Source organism: Priestia sp. BR_2 (assembly GCF_041954005.1).
GTDB lineage: Bacteria > Bacillota > Bacilli > Paenibacillales > Paenibacillaceae > Paenibacillus_AQ > Paenibacillus_AQ lautus_A.
Window position 1 is genome coordinate 42,299 of sequence record NZ_JAVFHM010000350.1, and the last position, 17,466, is coordinate 59,764.

Genomic DNA, 17,466 nt, shown 5'->3' on the forward strand with positions numbered 1-17,466 from the left:
CAAGTCATGAAGTTCATTCATTTATATGAAAGGTGTTGCTATGCAAAAAGCTTTGGAGTGTGTTGAACGCTGGCTGTAGGGATCTTCCAATTTTTTTATGCCGAGTCGTTTGTAAGCGGGTTCAATTTCTGAGGGGTGTAAGTGGTTTATGCTAACTAGCTGGCTTGCAGGATAATTTTAATATACTATATTTATCATTTCTTACAAGGATAATATCTTATAGTAAAATAATAGAATATTATCCCTTATTAAAGAAATTACATACACAAAAGGCCGCCCCATTTTGTTAATCGGGGCAGCCCTTTGCTTACCAATTTAACTGATGATCGTAATGACCGGCGCCGAAATGGTAGGCTGTGTCGTGATGGCGGAGGCCGTATTCGTGAAGCTGGCAATTTCCAACAGTACCGGTATTCCCGCCGGAACATCCGTCGTATCGAGCACCAAGCTGGCGGTTGTCAAAGTCGATAACGCAAGCTGCTGCAGCATCCCGTTAATATACACATTAAAGTATTCAGTGCCTGTCAACGCGGGAAATGCCGTCACGGGTGCTTCGGCATCATCGATGAAACTGGTGGCCGGCATGGTAATCGAGTCTGCACCGATCATCGCTTCGTCGACCAGCGCAAAATAACGGGTTACGGTTGGCGTTACCGTCGTGGTGATCGTGCCGCCTGTTGCAACGGGAACCGATGCGACCGCGGTAATGATAGGTTTAATAACTGGCATGATCTTCACTCCTCTCTTGTCTTAGATAGAAAAAATATGGCTGTGCCACATTATCATTAAATGATAGATTCTGAGATTTGGTTCTGACATTCTCCCTATTTTAGTGAAAATGTACAATTAACAACCAAAATTCCGGTCAATATATAACTGAAGAAAGGATAAATGTCCACTCGAGTCCTTCCCCGATAACATAAACTAAGTACAGACATTCATCCGGGGGAGGAGGGATAAGACTGAAAACTCCCGTGATCAAGCGGAAACGATATCAAATTCTAAAAACTGCAGGACCTCGAAAACGCAAGACCTGCAAGAAGCGAAGATACAAACGAGTCGTGTCAACAGGCAAACGAAAATGGAGATGCAACCCCAGATCCACTCATCGGACCACCCCGTCAGCTGTCCAGCATAGACGTCAAGTGGGACGCCGTCCAAAAGACTTCGTATCGACACTCGTACCTCAAGTCCCTCAAGGCGTTCCTGGCAACCCGGGCTTGGTGGGGCCGGCGGGGCCTCCAGGACCCCAGGGCGTTCACGGCACCCCTGGCTCGGAGGGGCCGGCGGGCATTCCCGAACCGGTGGGGCCCCAAGGCCCTCAGGGCGCTCCAGGCACTCCAGGTGTGGAGGGGCCGGCGGGCATTCCCGGACCGATGGGACCCCAAGGTCCTCAGGGCGCTCCAGGCAACCCTGGCATGGAGGGGCCGGCGGGCATTCCCGGACCGATGGGACCCCAAGGCCCTCAAGGCGTTCCAGGCAACCCTGGCATGGAGGGGCCGGCGGGCATTCCCGGACCGGTGGGACCCCAAGGTCCTCAAGGCGCTCCAGGCACTCCAGGTATGGAGGGACCGGTGGGCATTCCCGGACCGATGGGACCCCAAGGTCCTCAAGGCGTTCCAGGCACTCCAGGTATGGAGGGACCGGCGGGCATTCCCGGACCGATGGGACCCCAAGGTCCTCAAGGCGTTCCAGGCACTCCAGGTATGGATGGGCCGGCTGGAATCCAGGGGCCCACGGGGCCGCAAGGCCCTCAAGGAATCCCCGGAAGCGTCATCGTGCCGGAGATTAACGTGCTGCCGACCACGCTTCGCTATTTTTACGTATTGATGTCCGAGGTTAATCTGGATGATCCCTTCGTCATATCTGCCGGACAATTTACGGATGACGACGGTAACCAGGCATTCCAGAGCATTATGGTAGGTCCGAACAGCTCCTCGACCGTTTATATCAACGGCATGATTCAGGAAGGCCGTATCTACACCATCACTTCGGAGGCACTAACCTTATATTCTCCCGGCGATGTGCTTCTGGCCGGAACGCCCATCTTGCTGGAGGTGCTGTATCTCACCGTTCAGGTGGTAGCTTGAACGGTGAGCAAAATACCCCGCTGCGGCGGGCAGCAAGGTTCGCGCAAAAAGACATCTGCAGCAAGGAAGATGTCTTCTTTCTCTGCTTCTTAATATGATACCGAAATAAACGGTCCCCTCTCTTTCATCTTATCGAATTCGACTATTCGGCCCGGCTATCGATGACTTCATAATCAAACCAGTCGAACAGCGCAGGGGTTGTTCCATTGTCGCCGAATGCATACATAGCAATCATTAACCCTGTAAATCCGCCGGCTACTTCCGTCGTAAGCAGATGGGTTTCACCTGATCCCATATTCAGGACCTCTGATGAACTTTGTCCCATGGAGAATCGGAAATGCTCGGGCATTGCTTCGATTCGTAACACGACAGGCCCCTCCGGACATCGACTGGTTTGTTCTACGCTAAGCGACCCCACGGTACGTCTGAATACGATCGTTTTTTCCCCGTTTATAAGCTTTACGGCCAGATCATAATGATACCTTTCATTCATAAATACGGTTAATCCCGCTTCTTCTCCCTCGTTTGCAGGCTCAAAGTCCAGAGCAGCGGATATATTGCAAGAAAAGTGCCTTAATCGTCGCCCGCACGTCCTTCAATAAGCATTTTCCATCAGATAATTGTCTTCTTACGCCCATTCATGAAACCAATCCTCTTCTGTTGGCGTACTAAAAGAAAGCACTCACGCTGGTAAACGATCGTATATTTCCTAGTACTGCTATCCAAATCAGCATCAGGTGAAAGTGTTTTTATTCGTAAACGCTATTGAAAAATTATTTGAAAGAAGGACGATCATATGATTATGACAACAACATCTACCATTGAAGGTTACCCGGTTAAAAGGTATATCGGCATTGTGAACGGCGAAGTCATTATGGGCGCTAATGTAGTGAGGGACTTTATGGCCTCCATTACCGATTTTGTTGGTGGGCGCTCGGGAGCCTACGAGAACAAGCTGCAGGAAGCAAGGGATGTAGCGTTTGCCGAGATGAAAGACAAGGCTGAGCGAATGGGGGCCAACGCTATCGTAGCGGTGGACATCGACTATGAGGTCATTCGTGAGGGAATGCTGATGGTGGCCGTCAGCGGAACAGCAGTGGTGGTATAGCCTGTACAGTGACGAACGACGCCAATCAGCCAGTTATCGGCTTATGGCAGTTTGATGAAGCCACGACCAGTCAGACCGATTACGGTCTGACTGGCGCTGTTTTCTCCATCAACCATTGGCATGAAACCGACCCGTCCGTTTCCATCTGAGTAAATCTCCATTTTCAACCGCCTGTGCGGATTTAGTTTTTCGGCTGTGCCTCAAACCACTTCAGGAAAGCATCAGCAATCACCGCTCCTGCTTGGCCGTTCGGATGCGGATCATCGGAAGAGCTCATATACTTCGGCTCGATCCGATGTTCCTCCGGAGCAGGGCAGGACAGAATATCTGCGATATCGAACACGGCGTCCACGCCTTCCGGAGGGCGGGTGCGAATCGCTTCGTTGACGGTACGCCATACCGCTTCCCTGTCTCCCATAAAATTGAACGGGGGTACTGTAAAGAGAATGATTCGAGCTTTTGTTCCATCTCCCCTCTGTTTCAAACGCTTTACAATCGCTGATAAATCATCCAGCAGTTCCCGGGAGCTTCTCGCTCCGATATCGATATCGTTTACCCCAAGCGCTATTGCAACAATATCTCCTTCGGCTGCCTTCGCTAGCCACGGACCGTCTGCGGAGGCATCATATGCCCTTGCCCAGCCGGAACCGATATTCCATACGCTGTAGTCCTGCCCGAGGCCATCCGCAATGCGGGACACCCAGTACTGGTAGCCGTCTTTCGCGGTTCTTACGCCTTGTGTAATAGAGTCCCCTAGGAAGATCATCCGCTGCTTGACCGATCTGGCATACCCGGCAAATGCAGGCATGACCAAGCGGCTCGCTGCCGGGACGAACGCTGCTCCAAACTCGTCATCCGCCTTATTCCCTTCAGCTTCATAAGCCGTTACAAGCAGCCCCTCCGTATTGTATGGCACCGTTTTACCTGATGAAAGCGTCGTAATCGTCCACGTGAACGCCAAATCATGTCCCTTGGGCAGTTCGATCTGCAACGGATCGCTCCAAAACGTCTCGCCGGGAGCTACCGTTTTACCCGGATTCCCGTCAAACATAACCTGCACGCTTGTCCCAAGCACAACCTGCCCATCCCGACCGATGCCGCCATCGGCAGCATAAGCCGCTTCAATCCGCCACGCTCCCCCTGGCATACTCCCTTTGGCCACCGAGCCCACATCCCACGTGGAATCTACCGAGTTGCTGTGCCAGAATCTCAGCTCAAGCTGCCCGGACTCTCTCGGTTTGATATAGGTACGATAGGTGCGCGTCATTACATTGTCTTGCTCCATAATATAATTGGTTGCCGTTGATACGACCGATAAAGATGCGTATGTTCCTCTCACAATATCTCACCTTCATTTTTATGATGGTATGTATTTGCCAGAATCATCTTGGCGTCTTTCTTTCCCGCTGTGTTCCTGCGTTGCCTGTTCTCCTCCATTGACTTGATCATCATAAACACCAGCTGAGATTATCTGGCCTAATGCTCATTGTAGTTCAATCCGGCGGTGTTGTGTTTATTTTTTACGCATGATGATGAAAACCGCTTGAACCATTGGAAACCGAAAAAAAAGACCGCCGCAGCGATCTCTTCTTTAACACTTGCATCAGTTAGTCTAAACGACTACGCCCTTTTTAAGGATAACATTGGCATACAGCGCTTGTTCGCCCGTCGACACGATGGCATACGCATTCTTGGCGCGTTCATAGAACGAGAAGCGCTCCATCTCGTCGAAATCAACGGGAACGGCGTGAAACTGCTGCACGATCTTGCGATAATCCTCCCAGATCGGCGTTTCCACGGTATCTCCGGGGGTGACGGCCATCAGCGCTACCGGGGATTCGACGTACGTATCCAGCGGAAATAACGGCAATATGGCGTTTAATAACGCAGGGATTCCGTGTCCGTCTGCCCGGACCAACCGCCGGGCGTGACTGGCTGCAGGGAAATTGGCGTCGCCGAGAACGATTTCATCCGCGTGCCCCATCTCCATAAGTATTTTCAGCAGCTCAGGCGAGAGCAAATGAGATATGCCTTTTAGCATGGAACGACATCCTTCTTTATCAGATTTTGAAGCAAGTTGAGAATCTTAACAGGGAGCTGTCAGTCCCTGAACGCTCTCATGATCACGGCTGTGCCTGCTGCTGTCCGATCAAGGACTTGTAACGCCGGAACGCCGCCTCCCAATCCTCACTGGATTCGGGTTCATACCAGGCCAGCGGAAAAGACCGCTTCACGAGCTCGACTCCCTCTTCCCTGCTGCGCAGCGTGCCATTGGCCACAAATTGAACCAGCATGTTCCCGATGGCGCTGGCTTCGACCGGACCGGCCCATACCGTACGGCCCATGGCATTCGCCGTGTACCGGCATAACAGCTCGTTTTGAATGCCGCCGCCAACCATATGAAGCCCATCGTACGCTTGCCCTGTCAGGACTTCCATCCGTTCAAGCACTTCCCGGTATCTTAGGGCCAGGCTTTGCAGTATGCACTGGACATACTCACCGGCGCTTTGCGGAACGGGCTGCCCGGTCTCCAGGCAATAATCCCGAATTTCAGCCGTCATATCGGCCGGATTCATGAAGCGCAGATCATCGGGATGGATGAGGCTGCGGAAAGGCTCCGCGTCCTCCGCGAGCTCAATCAGCTCTGCATAAGAATACTTCAGTCCCTCATTTTCCCACTGCCGCTTGCACTCCTGAAGAATCCAGAGGCCCATGATATTCTTCAACAATTGAAAGGATTGATAAGCCCCACCCTCATTGGAGAAGTCTTCTTCCAGCACGTCCGGGTGAACGAGCGGCTCCGGCAGCTCGGTTCCGAGAAGCGACCAGGTCCCGCATACGAGATAAGCAAACCTGGCGGCGTTCGCCGGAACGGCCACCACGGCGGATTCCGTATCGTGCGACGCCACGGCAATCGCTTCGATCGCCGGAACGCAAAGCTCTTGCGCCACGGCATCCTGCAGCCTGCCAATCACGCTTCCCGGCTGTACGGGTTCAAGGAACAAGGACGAGGGAAGTCCCAGCTCATCCATTAACCGTTCATTCCACTTGCCTTCCGTAACATGATACAGCTGGGTCGTGGTTGCCATGGTGAACTCGCATGCTTGAACCCCTGTAAGAAAATAGTTCAGAAGATCCGGCGTGAGCAGGAACTTGTCCGCGATATCCAGCATCGGCGACTTCGCCTTAAGCATCGCATTCAATTGGAAGATGGTGTTGAACGGCATGAATTGCAGGCCGCTTTCTTGAAACAGCCGCTCTCTGCCAACCTGCTTGCAGGTTTCCTCCACCATGCCTTCCGTCCGGAGGTCCCGGTAATGATAAGGCACTCCGATGAGCTCCCCGTTTCGGTCAATCAGTCCATAATCGACGCCCCACGAATCGATGCCATAGCTGACCGGGCGATAACCGTCCTGAAACGCTTTACGGATGCCGTGCTTGACCTCCTGGAGCAGCATCGGGAAGTTCCAGTGCAGATGATCTCCCATCTGAACAGGGGTATTGGCAAAACGATGAATCTCCGTGATCTTCAGTATGCCGGGGGAGTCATGATCAGAAGCGGTGATTTCGCCCAGCAGCGCCCGGCCGCTGCTGGCCCCCAAGTCAAACGCAAGCACCGCAGATGAATTGCTCATACGCCGCATCCTTTCTCACCTTAAGTACGATACCGATTCAAATTTCAACGACCCGAGATCCGAACCTTAACTTGACATTTATTTCATCTTCTGCAGAAGCTGGATTCGATAATCCTCGCTCTCCAGTGCAGCAATATCGTCTACTTCCTGATCCGTCAGCGGCACCGGCGTGCCGGCCGCCTTGGCGCTCAGATAAATTTTGGCGCTCTCTTCAACCACTTGGGTCCGGTAATACGCTTCGCGCAGATTCCGGCCGGTTGTGACCAGTCCATGATTACCCAGCAGTATGGAGCTGGCCGTGGTCACTTTCTCCGCGACGGCATCTGCCAACAAATCCGTCGTTGGTATGATGTACGGGATATAAGCCGTACGGCCAACCAATGCTGCTTGATCGGGGAACATCACCGGCAGCTCCTGTTCCACCAGCGTAAAGGCGATGCAATGGGACGGATGCGTATGCACCATGGCCCCGATGTCAGGGTTGCTGCGGTATCCGTACAGGTGCATCAGCACTTCGGAGGAAGGCCGCAGACCCATATCGGTAATATCGCCCGTCGGGATATCCACTTCGATCCATTGCTCCGGCTCGATCTCCTCCAGCGCGAAGCCGCTCGGGGACAAATACATTTTGTCCCCTGCCCTGGCGCTGATGTTCCCTCCAGGCCCTACAACGAGTCCGCTGTCGACGATTTTTTTGGCATATTTGCAGAGCTCGTTTCTCGTTTCTACATTCAGCATGATTCGTTCTCCTCTCGAATGACCTTATTTATATAGAGGACCGAAGTTCTGGCAAGCGCGGAAATCGGCGCTTTCCGGATCGGACGTTCCAAACATGCCCCAGGCACGCGGACGGAACACCTCATTAGCGGGCACATTATGCATGTTGACCGGAATTCGCAGCACCGAAGCCAGGGTGATAAGATCTGCTCCGATATGTCCGTAACTGATCACGCCGTGATTGGCGCCCCACTGGTTCATGACCTCATAAACGCTGGAGAAGGCTCCATCTCCCGTGAGGTTCGGTACGAACCAAGTCGTTGGCCATGTCGGGTCTGTACGCTTATCGAGCGTATCGTGCACCTCCGACGGCAGATCCACGGAATAGCCTTCGGCGATTTGCAGGACGGGACCCAGTCCTTTCACCAGGTTAAGGCGGAACATCGTCATCGGCATGCCGCCGCGCGTCAGGTAGTCGGTCGAGTAACCGCCGCCCCGGAAATACTCCAGGTTAGCCGGTCTCCACTGCGTGGCCTTGAGCGTGCGGTCAACCTCTTCATCCGTAATATCCCAGAACGGCTTCATGGCCGGTTTGCCGTCAAGCTCCTGCTCGCCCGTTCCGTCCAGTGCAGCCGAACCGGAATTGATCAAATGCAGGATGCCGTTCTCCGCCTTGCCTTCAAGCTTATAGCCGGTAACCCGTTCTACCGAAGCCGGACTCCAGTACGTCCGCACATCCGCGAAAATCTGTGCCGTATTGGTTAACAGGTATCCGAACAGCATGCCGACTCCGTTCAGGCTGTCATTCTCCGTTGCCACGATATAGGGCGAACGTCTGCCGTTCCAATCGAAGGAGGAATTGAGGATGGTCTCCAGAAAGTCTCCGTTCGGGGAGTGATCCGTCCATTGGCGCTGCCCCTGGAAGCCGGAAGCGATCGCGCTGTGGCCTTGGGCTTCCTCTTCGAAACCAAGCTCCTTCAATCGCGGATTGCCGATCATCAAATCACGGGTGATCAGCGTCATTTTGACGACGGTTTCCCATTCGAGGTCCTTGCGCTCCCGGCTGTTCTGCAGATGATCCGGATTGTTATCCGGTCCTTCCGTACAGTTCTCCTTCACCCAAGCAAGCGCCTTCTCATACTCTTCAGGATCATAGATTCCTTCTTCCATACGGCGCGTAAACTCGCTCATATCCACATATTCGTTCCGCATGCCCAGATATTCCTGGAAGAAGCTGTCGTCCACGATCGAGCCGGCGATGCCCATCGACACGGAGCCCATGGACAAGTACGATTGTCCGCGCATATAGGCCGCAGCCAGCCCGCTCCGCGCAAAGCGCAGGAGTTTCTCTTGAACGTCATCCGGGATGCGGGTATCCCCTTCATCCTGAACGTCTTCGCCATAGATGCCGAATGCGGGAAGTCCTTTCTGCGCATGGGCCGACAAGACGGCTGCCAAATACACCGCGCCCGGACGCCCTGTTCCGTTGAAGCCCCATACCGCCTTCGGACGCGAAGGATCCGCATCCATCGTTTCCGTTCCGTAACACCAGCAAGGCGTAACGGTTATTGTCAGGCCGACCTCGGCATTCTTGAACTTCTTGGCCGCTGCGGTCGCTTCGGCAACGCCGCCGATGCAAGTATCCGCAATCACGCATTCAACCGGCTCGCCATTCGGATATTTAAGCTCTTTCGTCAGCATCTCGGCGACGGCCTTGGCCAGATTCATCGTCTGTTCCTCAAGGGATTCCCTTACCCCTCTCCGTCTGCCATCTATCGTAGGGCGAATGCCGATTTTCGGAAACCCGTCCCGCCATCTGTAATCGTTTTCAATTGTCATGTATGTCACGCCTCCCTATAAGGATTATGACATCATTGTAAGTTGATTCGGGCTCAAGGATAACCCACTATGTTGTTATATCGGTCCCCAATTTCAGCAAGACAGTGTACCTATGCGTAAACGGGTTGCAAACGATTTCGGCATCGAGGAGCAATATGCATTATAATAGGAAAAGGATGCTGCTTTCAGGAGGGACGAGACCGTGCCAAAAATCGAAATCTCGCATAGTAAAAGCGATCACTTCCGCTTCATCAAAAATCCGCAGCTGCTCTTTGCCGGTCAGGTCGTGGACGAGGACTTCTTTTATGGCCCGCCCCAAATCCACGATTTCTGCGAGATCATCTATGTGGTTGAAGGTCGCGGAGAATTCACCATAGCAGGTAAAGTATATGAGCTTCACAAAGGCGATGTCGCCATCTATAACCCCGGCATTCCCCATGAGGAGAAATCCATCACGGACGGGCCTTTCAAGGTAATCTATTGCGGCGTGGATTCGCTTCACATTGAAGGGGTGCCTCAGGGGATGCTGCTGCCGGCCTATGTCGAGCCGGTCATATCCTGCGAGAAATACGCTTATAAAGTGGAGAGCTATCTTTCCGAGATCCTCCGCGAATGCGATTCGCAGGTACTGGGGTATGAAACGCTGAGCACGAACCTGCTGATGTCATTGATTACCGTGATTTATCGCATCGTGGACGTTAAACACCAATTCCAATCCTTGAAGGGCAAGAATGAAATCGCGCTGCGGACCAAGCACTTTATCGACGCCAACTACACCCAGAGCATCAGCCTCAAGGACATTGCCGATACGATGTATGTCAGCCAGCATTATTTATCCCATCTGTTCAAAAAAGAAGTCGGCGATTCCCCCTTCAATTACTTGATATCCCGCCGGATTGAAGAGGCCAAGCGCCTGCTGGCGGATTCCGAAATGCCGGTGCACGAGGTTGCTTCCCAAGTCGGCTACGGCAACGACAAGTATTTCTCGATGTTATTCAAGAAAATTACCGGTCAAACGCCAAGCTCGTTCCGGGAACAGAGCAAAATGGCCGTGGAGTGAAGGAATTTTGGTTTGTTTTCCTTTCAATAAAGCAGGCAGCCGCAATGGTACGGCTGCCTGCTTTATATATATTACTGTCATATGTCCTTCTATATCGTCAAAAGTATGGAGCATGCTTGATTTTGACTGGGCCGACCGTTTCGATCCTGCTCTGGCATCCGAGACGGTACCCCTCTTCGATTTCTTCCGGATCCAGGCGCCGTTCTTCGGCCAGATTGGGTTCGGACAGATACTCGATTCCCTCCACCACCATGCAGCGGCAGCGCGCACATGTCCCTCTTTTGCAAAAAGAGTTCCAATCCACCTCATTCCGCTCGGCCAAGTCAAGCACCGTCATGCCCAGAACAGGGGCCACGCTGCGCTGAACCTCGCGGCCCGTAAGCTCGATGATCCGGTCCGGCACGGCTTCCATTCTCTCTTCCGCTGCCGGGAGCGACGATTTTTCTCCGCTGTTCCCGCCCTTTTTGTTTTTCCAGAATTTAAACACGCCTTTATCCCCCTATGCATGTAATCATCAGGTTATGTATGAATTCCTTCAATTATTATACTGGAAAGTTTAAAAAATCAACATGCTTACTCTTATCGATTCTATGACATCATGCAATTGGAACTCTATGAAAATTTTGCTATACTAGCGTATGCTAGAGCAAATCCCATATTCTAAGAGAATCATTCTATTATTTTATTGGGTTGGAGGGAAAACAATAGCATGCTGCATAAACCATTAGGAAAAACAGCCGTCGCTGCCGTTCTTGCCTTATCTCTGCTCGGAACCGCTCCCCATAGCGGCCAGGTACTGGCTGCGCCTGCCATTTCGGTAAAGCTGGATGACGTTGCGCTTACATTCGATGCAGCTCCCAGGATAGACAAAGGGGTCACTTACGTGCCGTTCCGGACGGTCGGTGAAGCGCTGGGCATTCAAATCGCGTGGAACAGCAAAACGCAAACGGTGAAGGCCATTGGCGAGGTGAAAGGTCAAACGACGGAAGTGCTGCTTCAAGTCGGAAGCACGAGCGCAACCGTCAACGGTAAAAAAGTGAAGCTGGCCGCTCCCCCTGTCCAGCGGGAAGGCCGCGTTCTGATTCCGCTCAGCTCGTTCAGCAGCCAATTCGGCGTCAATGTCGGCTGGAATCAGGCGACTCGCACGGTCTCCCTCGTGTCGCCTCAGCGCGAAATGCATCTAAGAGCCTTTTACGCTTTGCAATCTTTCCAAGAGCGGGATCTCGTAGCATCCATGAATTCAGTCGCCTTCGGCTGGAGCCGCATTGATCGGGAAGGTCAGTTTACGCTTCAAGGCGACGAGTATCGTCTGCCTGCGGCGGCCGGCGACGTGACTCCGCAATCGATTGTTGCGGATGCAGCGGATCAGGAGATTAAACCGTACCTTATGGTTTACGCTTTGGACGGAAACGGCGAATTAACCAAAGTCCTCAGCGACAGCAGCCTTCGCCAAAAGTCCATTGAGGGCATCACGACCGCGGTCGCGGATAACGGATTCGGCGGCGTGGTGCTTGATTTCGAAGGGCTCGGTTTTAAACTGGATGCCGCGAAGCAGCAGAAGCTGCTTAATGATTACGTCAAGCAATTGAAAGCGGCATTGCCGAGCGACATTGCTCTGTCCTTAGCCGTTCCGCCATTGAACAGCGCCTATAAAGGCTATGATTACAAGACGCTGGCCTCCCTTGCCGATGATCTCATCGTCATGGCGTATCAGTACAATCCGGTTGGCACCAAAGCCCAGGTTCCTGAACCCAACAGTCTGGTGGACCAAGCCATTCAGCAGGCACTTCAGGCAGGCGTTCCTAAGCAGAAGCTCCTGCTCGGCATCAGCTTAAGCAGCGAAACCGCCACATCCGTCGACGATAAGCTCGGCTTGGCCAAGCGCTATGATCTGAAAGGTGCCGCCTTCTGGCGTCTGGGCTTGTTCCGTTCCTATAATAATGGCATGGAAGCCGCCGTGAATGCCTCTGTCGTAAAGGAATAATCTAGTGAATCTTTTCGCAGAATCCCAAATTATAATCTTCCATAAAAAAAGAAAGCCTGACAAGATCATCTCTTGTCAGGCTTTCCGGTTATGTATCGAACTCTAAACTGCGTATTCCAATTAGCTCGCGCTTCCTACCAGTTTAGCATAGTTCTCTTGACTCAATACACGGCGCGCCGTTACATAACGCGGTTCGTAATAGGAGTCGCTAAGCTTGCTGATTCTTACGCCCTTGCTGCTGGAAGCATGCGCAAATTGTCCATCTCCAATGTAAACGCCCGCATGGGAAATGCCGCTTCCGCTTGTATTGAAGAATACCAAATCTCCGACTCTCAGGTCCTCGCGATCCACATGAACCCCGGCTTTAGCCTGACTCTGGGATGTGCGCGGAAGATCCATGTCGAAATTTCTAAACATATACAGAATAAATCCGGAGCAATCAAATCCGCTTGTCGTTGTTCCGCCCCATTTATAAGGCGTTCCTACCAATTGCTTCACTTGATGCTGAAAATTCGGTTGTTGATCAGCATAAGCTGATACGGCACCTGAAGAAAAAATAATTGCAGACCCAAGCAATGTGATGACAAATTTCTTCAAAATATGTTCTCTCCTTCGATGCCTACGGAGTTAGCTAAGGGTTCGGTTGAAGGTTCCCTATACTCTCTATGGTACAAGAATAATTCACCCAAGACGGTTCCCCCGTTTTCACAAACGAAATTCGGCAAAATTCATTAACATTTTGTAACCTTCTCTTAATATAGTATACAAGCAAGGATGCTGTCAATAATATCCTAGAAATCTATCACTATATGTTAATCAATGTCGTATAGGCTGAAAATTTTCATGTTTTTTCATTATGCCATCTCGCATACTCATGACAATTATGTAACACTCCATCGAACCTCCGGCGACGTTTTGTTAACGGGCATGCAACTTTTTTGCAGTTCGGAACGTTTACATATTCAGACAAGAAATCAAAGAGGTGATCCTTCGCTTATGAGTCAAATCACGATGGCTGAAGCTTTGGCAGTCCGGGCAGCAATCAACCGTCTCATGAATCAATTGATGTCGGAACGCTTGAACAACAGCAGCACGATCATTGAAAAAGGGGAAACGGCGGAGTATCCTGCTCGCAGCGTGGATGCCATTACGGAAGAGATCGAAGCCGCCGCAGCGGATTACAGAAAGCTGGATCTGCTGATGGCAATCTCCAACACGACGCAGACCATTAGTTGGAACGGCTCCGACATGACCATCATGGAGGCGATCGAGCTCGCCAAACAAATGCGCAGCGATATCGGACAGCTTGCCCATCTCGGCTCCCGCAAGAAGCTGGAGCGCCAGAGCGGACGGGGAAGCGGAGATGGCGCCGTAACGCTGTTTAACGTGGCCTTATACGATCCGGAAGCTTATCAGGCGCAGGCGCGCAAGAAGGAACGCGAAGTGACCAGGCTCTCCTCACTGATCGAGCATGCCAACCATACGAGCATGATTACGTTCGACGCATCAAAATACATGGAGTAGCGGAAGCCGCCGGCTCCAAGCCTGCAGGCCGCCTCGCGTGCGGGTTTGGAGCCGGCGGATTCCGTCGGCGGGCGGGAAAGTGCGGGCAACCGCTTATTGTTTGTCGGATACAAACAAACCTAATAGGAAACCAAAAACTCGACTCCAGTGAAAACGGATGACGGCTCACGGTTTACGCCTATCACCTGTCACAAGTTACGGACTTCGCTTACGCAAATATGATCGCTCCGTTTCCCGCTCTCTTCATGAATAATCAGAAAGCCGCCCTTGAGGGCGGCTTTTGTTGCCTTTTCTTTACGAATGTATTATTGGAACAAGGCTGCGGCTCCAACCAGGCCAACATCGTCCCGCAGTCCCGCAGGAACGATCTCGTAGGTTCCTAAATAAGACGGCATGACCAGCTTATCCGTCATTTCCCGAAGCTGCGGGAAAAGGAGCTCGCCTGCTCTGCTCACACCCCCGCCAACCACGATGCGATCGGGGTTGAAGCTGTGAATGACGTTAACCAGTCCAAGCGCCATGTAATAAACGGCACGATCGATGACCTCCACTGCGACGGGGTCATGAAGACGTTTAGCCTCGAATACATGCCTGGCGTTCACGCCTCCATCGGCTGCGGCCAGTTCAGAAATAACGCTGGTCTGGGTAAGCATCCGATGGGATGCTGCCAGGCCGATGGCCGTTCCTGAAGCAAACACCTCCCAGCAGCCATGGCTGCCGCAATTGCACTGCGGACCGCTGGGATCAATGATATGATGCCCAAGCTCCCCTGCAAAGGAATTGCTGCCCAGAAACAGCTTGCCATCCAGCACGATGCCTGAACCGATGCCTGTGCTGAGCGTCACGTAAACCATGTTCGTCGACCCTCGGCCGGCACCTCTTACATATTCGCCCCATGCGGCTGCATTGGCATCATTCAGCACTTGTACTTCCGTATTCAGATCTCGTTCCATCCAGGCTTTGAGCGGGACGTTGGTCCATTCCGGCAAATTCGTGCCGTGAATGACAATGCCCTCCCGGCTGTTAACCGTTCCCGGCGAAGCCATGCCTACGCCTCGAAGCGGGTGGCCGCCCGACACGCTGCGAATCATGTTCGTAATTCTCGCGACCACTTCCTCGGCCGTACGCGCTCCGGCTGTCTCCATTTGCTCCCGGTTCAGCAGCTGTCCTTCGGAATCAAAGAGCGCTGCCGCGATCTTCGTACCCCCAAGGTCAACGCCAACCACAAATTCTTGCTGTTTATTCAATTCGGTTTGCAATTTTTGTTCACCTGTTTCCGATAGGTTTGCTACTTCTATTGATGTAAGCTGTCAGCCAATGATCGCAGCTCAACCGGATCAATGGGCTTCAGCCCTGATCGGCCATACCGGACAGCGGAGCCGAAATGAACCTCGCTCACGCCGGTCTGGTCGATGAAATCGCGTATGATTTCCCACTTCAGGCCGTTCCCGGCCAATATCTTAAGCCCGCTGCCTGCGGCTTGTTCCACAAGCTCGCGAATCCTCGGGATCGCTTGCGGTGCCGGCTGCGGTCCTCCCGACGTCAAGACGCGGGTGACGGCCGGATATTTCTGCAACGTACGCAGCCCTTCGAATTGATCTTCCAATTCATCAAAAGCCCGGTGGAATGTCACCTGCATATCGCCCGTCCATTCCAGCATTTGGGCCAAGGCGGCCTCGTCGATCTTTCCTTCCGGAGTCAGCATGCCAAGGACCACGCCAGCCGCACCCGCCTTGCGGATCGCCTTAACCTCCGCAACCATGGTTGCTATATCCAGCGCGTTATACACAAAGGATCTGCTATGGGGCCTTACCATCACATGGACCGGAATCCGAACGGCTTTCACGACCTCTTCCACGAGACCGATGCCCGGCGTGAGCCCGCCTTCGGTGATCGCCGTGATCAATTCCAGACGGTCCGCGCCATTCTTCTCGGCTGTGATGGCATCGTCCACGCATGTTGCGATAATTTCAAGCAGCATGTTCTTCACTCCTTACTGTCGTTGGTTCGCTTATGCAGGGCGATACTGCTTCTCCACATAGTCCGCCAGCAACCTGGCTCCATAGCCGGTAGCCCCTGCCGCGGAGTGAGGGAATTCCCGTTTATACTGGACCGTGCCTGCCATATCGATATGCACCCATTTCATGGTCTCCGCCACAAAATGACGGATGAACAACGCAGCCGTGATCGCGCCTGCCAAAGTTGACGTGCCGACATTCCTCAGGTCGGCATAATCGCTTCTGAGCTCGGATTCATACTCGTCCATCAGCGGCATGGGCCATAGGCGCTCTCCGTTGCGCTCCCCGATCTCGACCAAATCGGCCGTTATCTCCTGATCGCCCCAAATGCCGGCGATCTCCAAGCCTAATGCCGCACCGACATTGCCGGTAAGGGTGGCGATATCGATCACCTTATCAGCGTTAAGATGGGCTGCGTGCAGCAGCGCATCCGCAATGATCAATCTTCCTTCCCCGTCCGTATTCGCTACCTGAACGCTCAGTCCGTTCGGATAGTGAACGACGGAAGAAGGAAGCATCGCATCCGGTCCCGATAAATTATCCGCTACGGCGATCAATGCCGTAACCCGTACCGGAGCCTTCCGCGACACCAGGATATCCATGGCGCCCACGACGGCGGCTGCGCCGCCCATATCCATGCGGGCATCGCTGATGTCTCGGCCGATCTTAACGTTCATCCCGCCCATATCAAAGGTAACGCCTTTGCCGATAAGCACGATATGAGGGCTTTCCTTCCCGGATTCCGCTCCGTTATAGGAAATCTCGATCATCGCAGGCTCGTATTTGCTGCCGGCACCCACGGCGATCAGTCCGTTCATCTGCCGGTCATGAAGCTCTTGTCCGCGGTATACGTGAAGGTCTACGGGCGCTTTTTTGAAACGATCCTCAACGACCGCAACAAACGCCTCCGGATTTAACGTCTCAGGTGATTCATTCACCAAGTCTCGGGTGAGCTGCGTTCCTTCGATCCGGATTTCCGCCGTCCGGATGATGGCTTCCATATCTTCACGGGAAAGCCCCTCCCAGTCCTCTTGTCGAAGATGAAGGGAAAGGGCCTGCAGATTGGCCGTAACCCCGCGATGCTTATTGAATTGATATAATCCGTAGAGCCAGCCTTCCAACCACGCCTGGAGCTCTTCCTCCGCCGAAATCCCTGATGCTGCCCCGACATTGCTAGCTGCCGGGCGGATCAGCACGGCGCTTGATTTATTCTCCTTGAGCAGCGCTCTCGCGGCCGAAGCGCCCGTTCTTCGCACCTGCTCTGAAGTCAGGTTCGAACGTTGCCCCATTCCGGCAACGAGATCGTCCGACTCGTGCTCGGAACGTCCATAGAACCAGGTCAGCGTCTGGCTTTGCTTCCGGGATTCCGTTACGCGGTAATGAGACTCCTCTCCCTCATAAACCGCATAAATCGAAGCATCTGCCAGCTGAACTTCATCGATGGTGATGTTCATATCGCGCCCTTACCTCCTTTTATGAGAAAAATGCCTG

16 protein-coding genes, 1 pseudogene and 1 riboswitch are annotated in these 17,466 nt (G+C 53.0%); of the genes and pseudogenes, 5 read left to right on the forward strand and 12 right to left on the reverse strand.

All coding sequences use genetic code 11. The features are described from left to right. Positions 1–315 precede the first annotated feature (315 nt). Positions 316–729 carry a DUF4183 domain-containing protein gene (locus RB298_RS31290; RefSeq protein ID WP_096774349.1) on the reverse strand — a complete coding sequence of 138 codons (414 nt, stop codon included), beginning with the start codon at positions 727–729 and terminating at the stop codon, positions 316–318. A gap of 416 nt (positions 730–1,145) precedes the next feature. On the opposite strand from RB298_RS31290, the gene RB298_RS31295 reads away from it, so the two are divergent. Then, positions 1,146–2,090: a DUF4183 domain-containing protein gene (locus RB298_RS31295; RefSeq protein WP_486050228.1), complete on the forward strand. Its 945-nt coding sequence runs from the start codon at positions 1,146–1,148 to the stop codon at positions 2,088–2,090. A 142-nt stretch (positions 2,091–2,232) separates the two neighbouring features. Here the strand turns inward: RB298_RS31295 and RB298_RS31300 are convergent. Then, positions 2,233–2,667 (reverse strand): annotated as a pseudogene (locus tag RB298_RS31300) (beta-xylosidase family glycoside hydrolase); the annotation flags it as partial. A gap of 219 nt (positions 2,668–2,886) precedes the next feature. Here RB298_RS31300 and RB298_RS31305 point away from each other — a divergent pair. After that, positions 2,887–3,198 carry a YbjQ family protein gene (locus tag RB298_RS31305; protein ID WP_053492862.1) on the forward strand — a complete coding sequence of 104 codons (312 nt, stop codon included), beginning with the start codon at positions 2,887–2,889 and terminating at the stop codon, positions 3,196–3,198. 181 nt (positions 3,199–3,379) lie between these two features. Here RB298_RS31305 and RB298_RS31310 read toward each other — a convergent pair whose 3' ends face one another. The 5 genes from RB298_RS31310 to RB298_RS31330 form a co-directional block, all read right to left on the reverse strand. Then, a complete protein-coding gene (locus RB298_RS31310) occupies positions 3,380–4,537 on the reverse strand; it encodes an SGNH/GDSL hydrolase family protein (RefSeq protein WP_486050230.1) in 1,158 nt (385 codons plus the stop codon). A 273-nt stretch (positions 4,538–4,810) separates the two neighbouring features. Then, entirely contained in the window at positions 4,811–5,239 is a 429-nt protein-coding gene (fucU, locus tag RB298_RS31315) for an L-fucose mutarotase (protein ID WP_096774351.1), read from the reverse strand. An 82-nt stretch (positions 5,240–5,321) separates the two neighbouring features. Beyond that, positions 5,322–6,833, reverse strand: a complete 1,512-nt coding sequence (locus RB298_RS31320; protein ID WP_486050232.1) for a rhamnulokinase — start codon at positions 6,831–6,833, stop codon at positions 5,322–5,324. Positions 6,834–6,911: 78 nt separating this feature from the next. Then, positions 6,912–7,571 (reverse strand): class II aldolase/adducin family protein, encoded by a 660-nt coding sequence (locus RB298_RS31325; protein ID WP_036661352.1) that lies wholly within the window; start codon positions 7,569–7,571, stop codon positions 6,912–6,914. Between the two features lie 24 nt (positions 7,572–7,595). Then, a complete protein-coding gene (locus RB298_RS31330; RefSeq protein WP_486050234.1) occupies positions 7,596–9,389 on the reverse strand; it encodes an L-fucose isomerase in 1,794 nt (597 codons plus the stop codon). Positions 9,390–9,591: 202 nt separating this feature from the next. On the opposite strand from RB298_RS31330, the gene RB298_RS31335 reads away from it, so the two are divergent. Then, positions 9,592–10,449, forward strand: coding sequence for an AraC family transcriptional regulator (locus RB298_RS31335; protein WP_096774353.1), 858 nt, complete (start codon positions 9,592–9,594; stop codon positions 10,447–10,449). 97 nt (positions 10,450–10,546) lie between these two features. On the opposite strand, the gene RB298_RS31340 is transcribed toward RB298_RS31335, so the two are convergent. After that, the gene (locus RB298_RS31340) at positions 10,547–10,936 is read right to left on the reverse strand and encodes a 2Fe-2S iron-sulfur cluster-binding protein (protein WP_192571390.1); all 390 of its coding nucleotides are present in this window, start codon (positions 10,934–10,936) and stop codon (positions 10,547–10,549) included. A gap of 222 nt (positions 10,937–11,158) precedes the next feature. On the opposite strand from RB298_RS31340, the gene RB298_RS31345 reads away from it, so the two are divergent. Continuing rightward, positions 11,159–12,433 carry a stalk domain-containing protein gene (locus RB298_RS31345; RefSeq protein WP_486050236.1) on the forward strand — a complete coding sequence of 425 codons (1,275 nt, stop codon included), beginning with the start codon at positions 11,159–11,161 and terminating at the stop codon, positions 12,431–12,433. Positions 12,434–12,553: 120 nt separating this feature from the next. Here RB298_RS31345 and RB298_RS31350 read toward each other — a convergent pair whose 3' ends face one another. Further along, complete coding sequence (locus tag RB298_RS31350) at positions 12,554–13,030, reverse strand: C40 family peptidase (protein ID WP_015736121.1); 477 nt, start codon at positions 13,028–13,030, stop codon at positions 12,554–12,556. A gap of 3 nt (positions 13,031–13,033) precedes the next feature. Next, positions 13,034–13,167: riboswitch (cyclic di-AMP (ydaO/yuaA leader) on the reverse strand. 262 nt (positions 13,168–13,429) lie between these two features. Between RB298_RS31350 and RB298_RS31355 the strand changes: the two genes are divergently transcribed. Beyond that, positions 13,430–13,957, forward strand: coding sequence for a hypothetical protein (locus RB298_RS31355; RefSeq protein WP_015736122.1), 528 nt, complete (start codon positions 13,430–13,432; stop codon positions 13,955–13,957). Positions 13,958–14,262: 305 nt separating this feature from the next. Here RB298_RS31355 and RB298_RS31360 read toward each other — a convergent pair whose 3' ends face one another. Genes RB298_RS31360 through RB298_RS31370 form a run of 3 tightly spaced genes read right to left on the reverse strand, consistent with a single transcriptional unit; the run spans position 14,263 to position 17,429 of the window. Next, positions 14,263–15,216, reverse strand: coding sequence for an ROK family protein (locus RB298_RS31360; RefSeq protein ID WP_486050239.1), 954 nt, complete (start codon positions 15,214–15,216; stop codon positions 14,263–14,265). A gap of 35 nt (positions 15,217–15,251) precedes the next feature. Then, a complete protein-coding gene (locus RB298_RS31365) occupies positions 15,252–15,938 on the reverse strand; it encodes a copper homeostasis protein CutC (RefSeq protein WP_096774357.1) in 687 nt (228 codons plus the stop codon). Between the two features lie 30 nt (positions 15,939–15,968). After that, positions 15,969–17,429 (reverse strand): leucyl aminopeptidase family protein, encoded by a 1,461-nt coding sequence (locus tag RB298_RS31370; protein ID WP_096774358.1) that lies wholly within the window; start codon positions 17,427–17,429, stop codon positions 15,969–15,971. Positions 17,430–17,466: the final 37 nt, after the last annotated feature.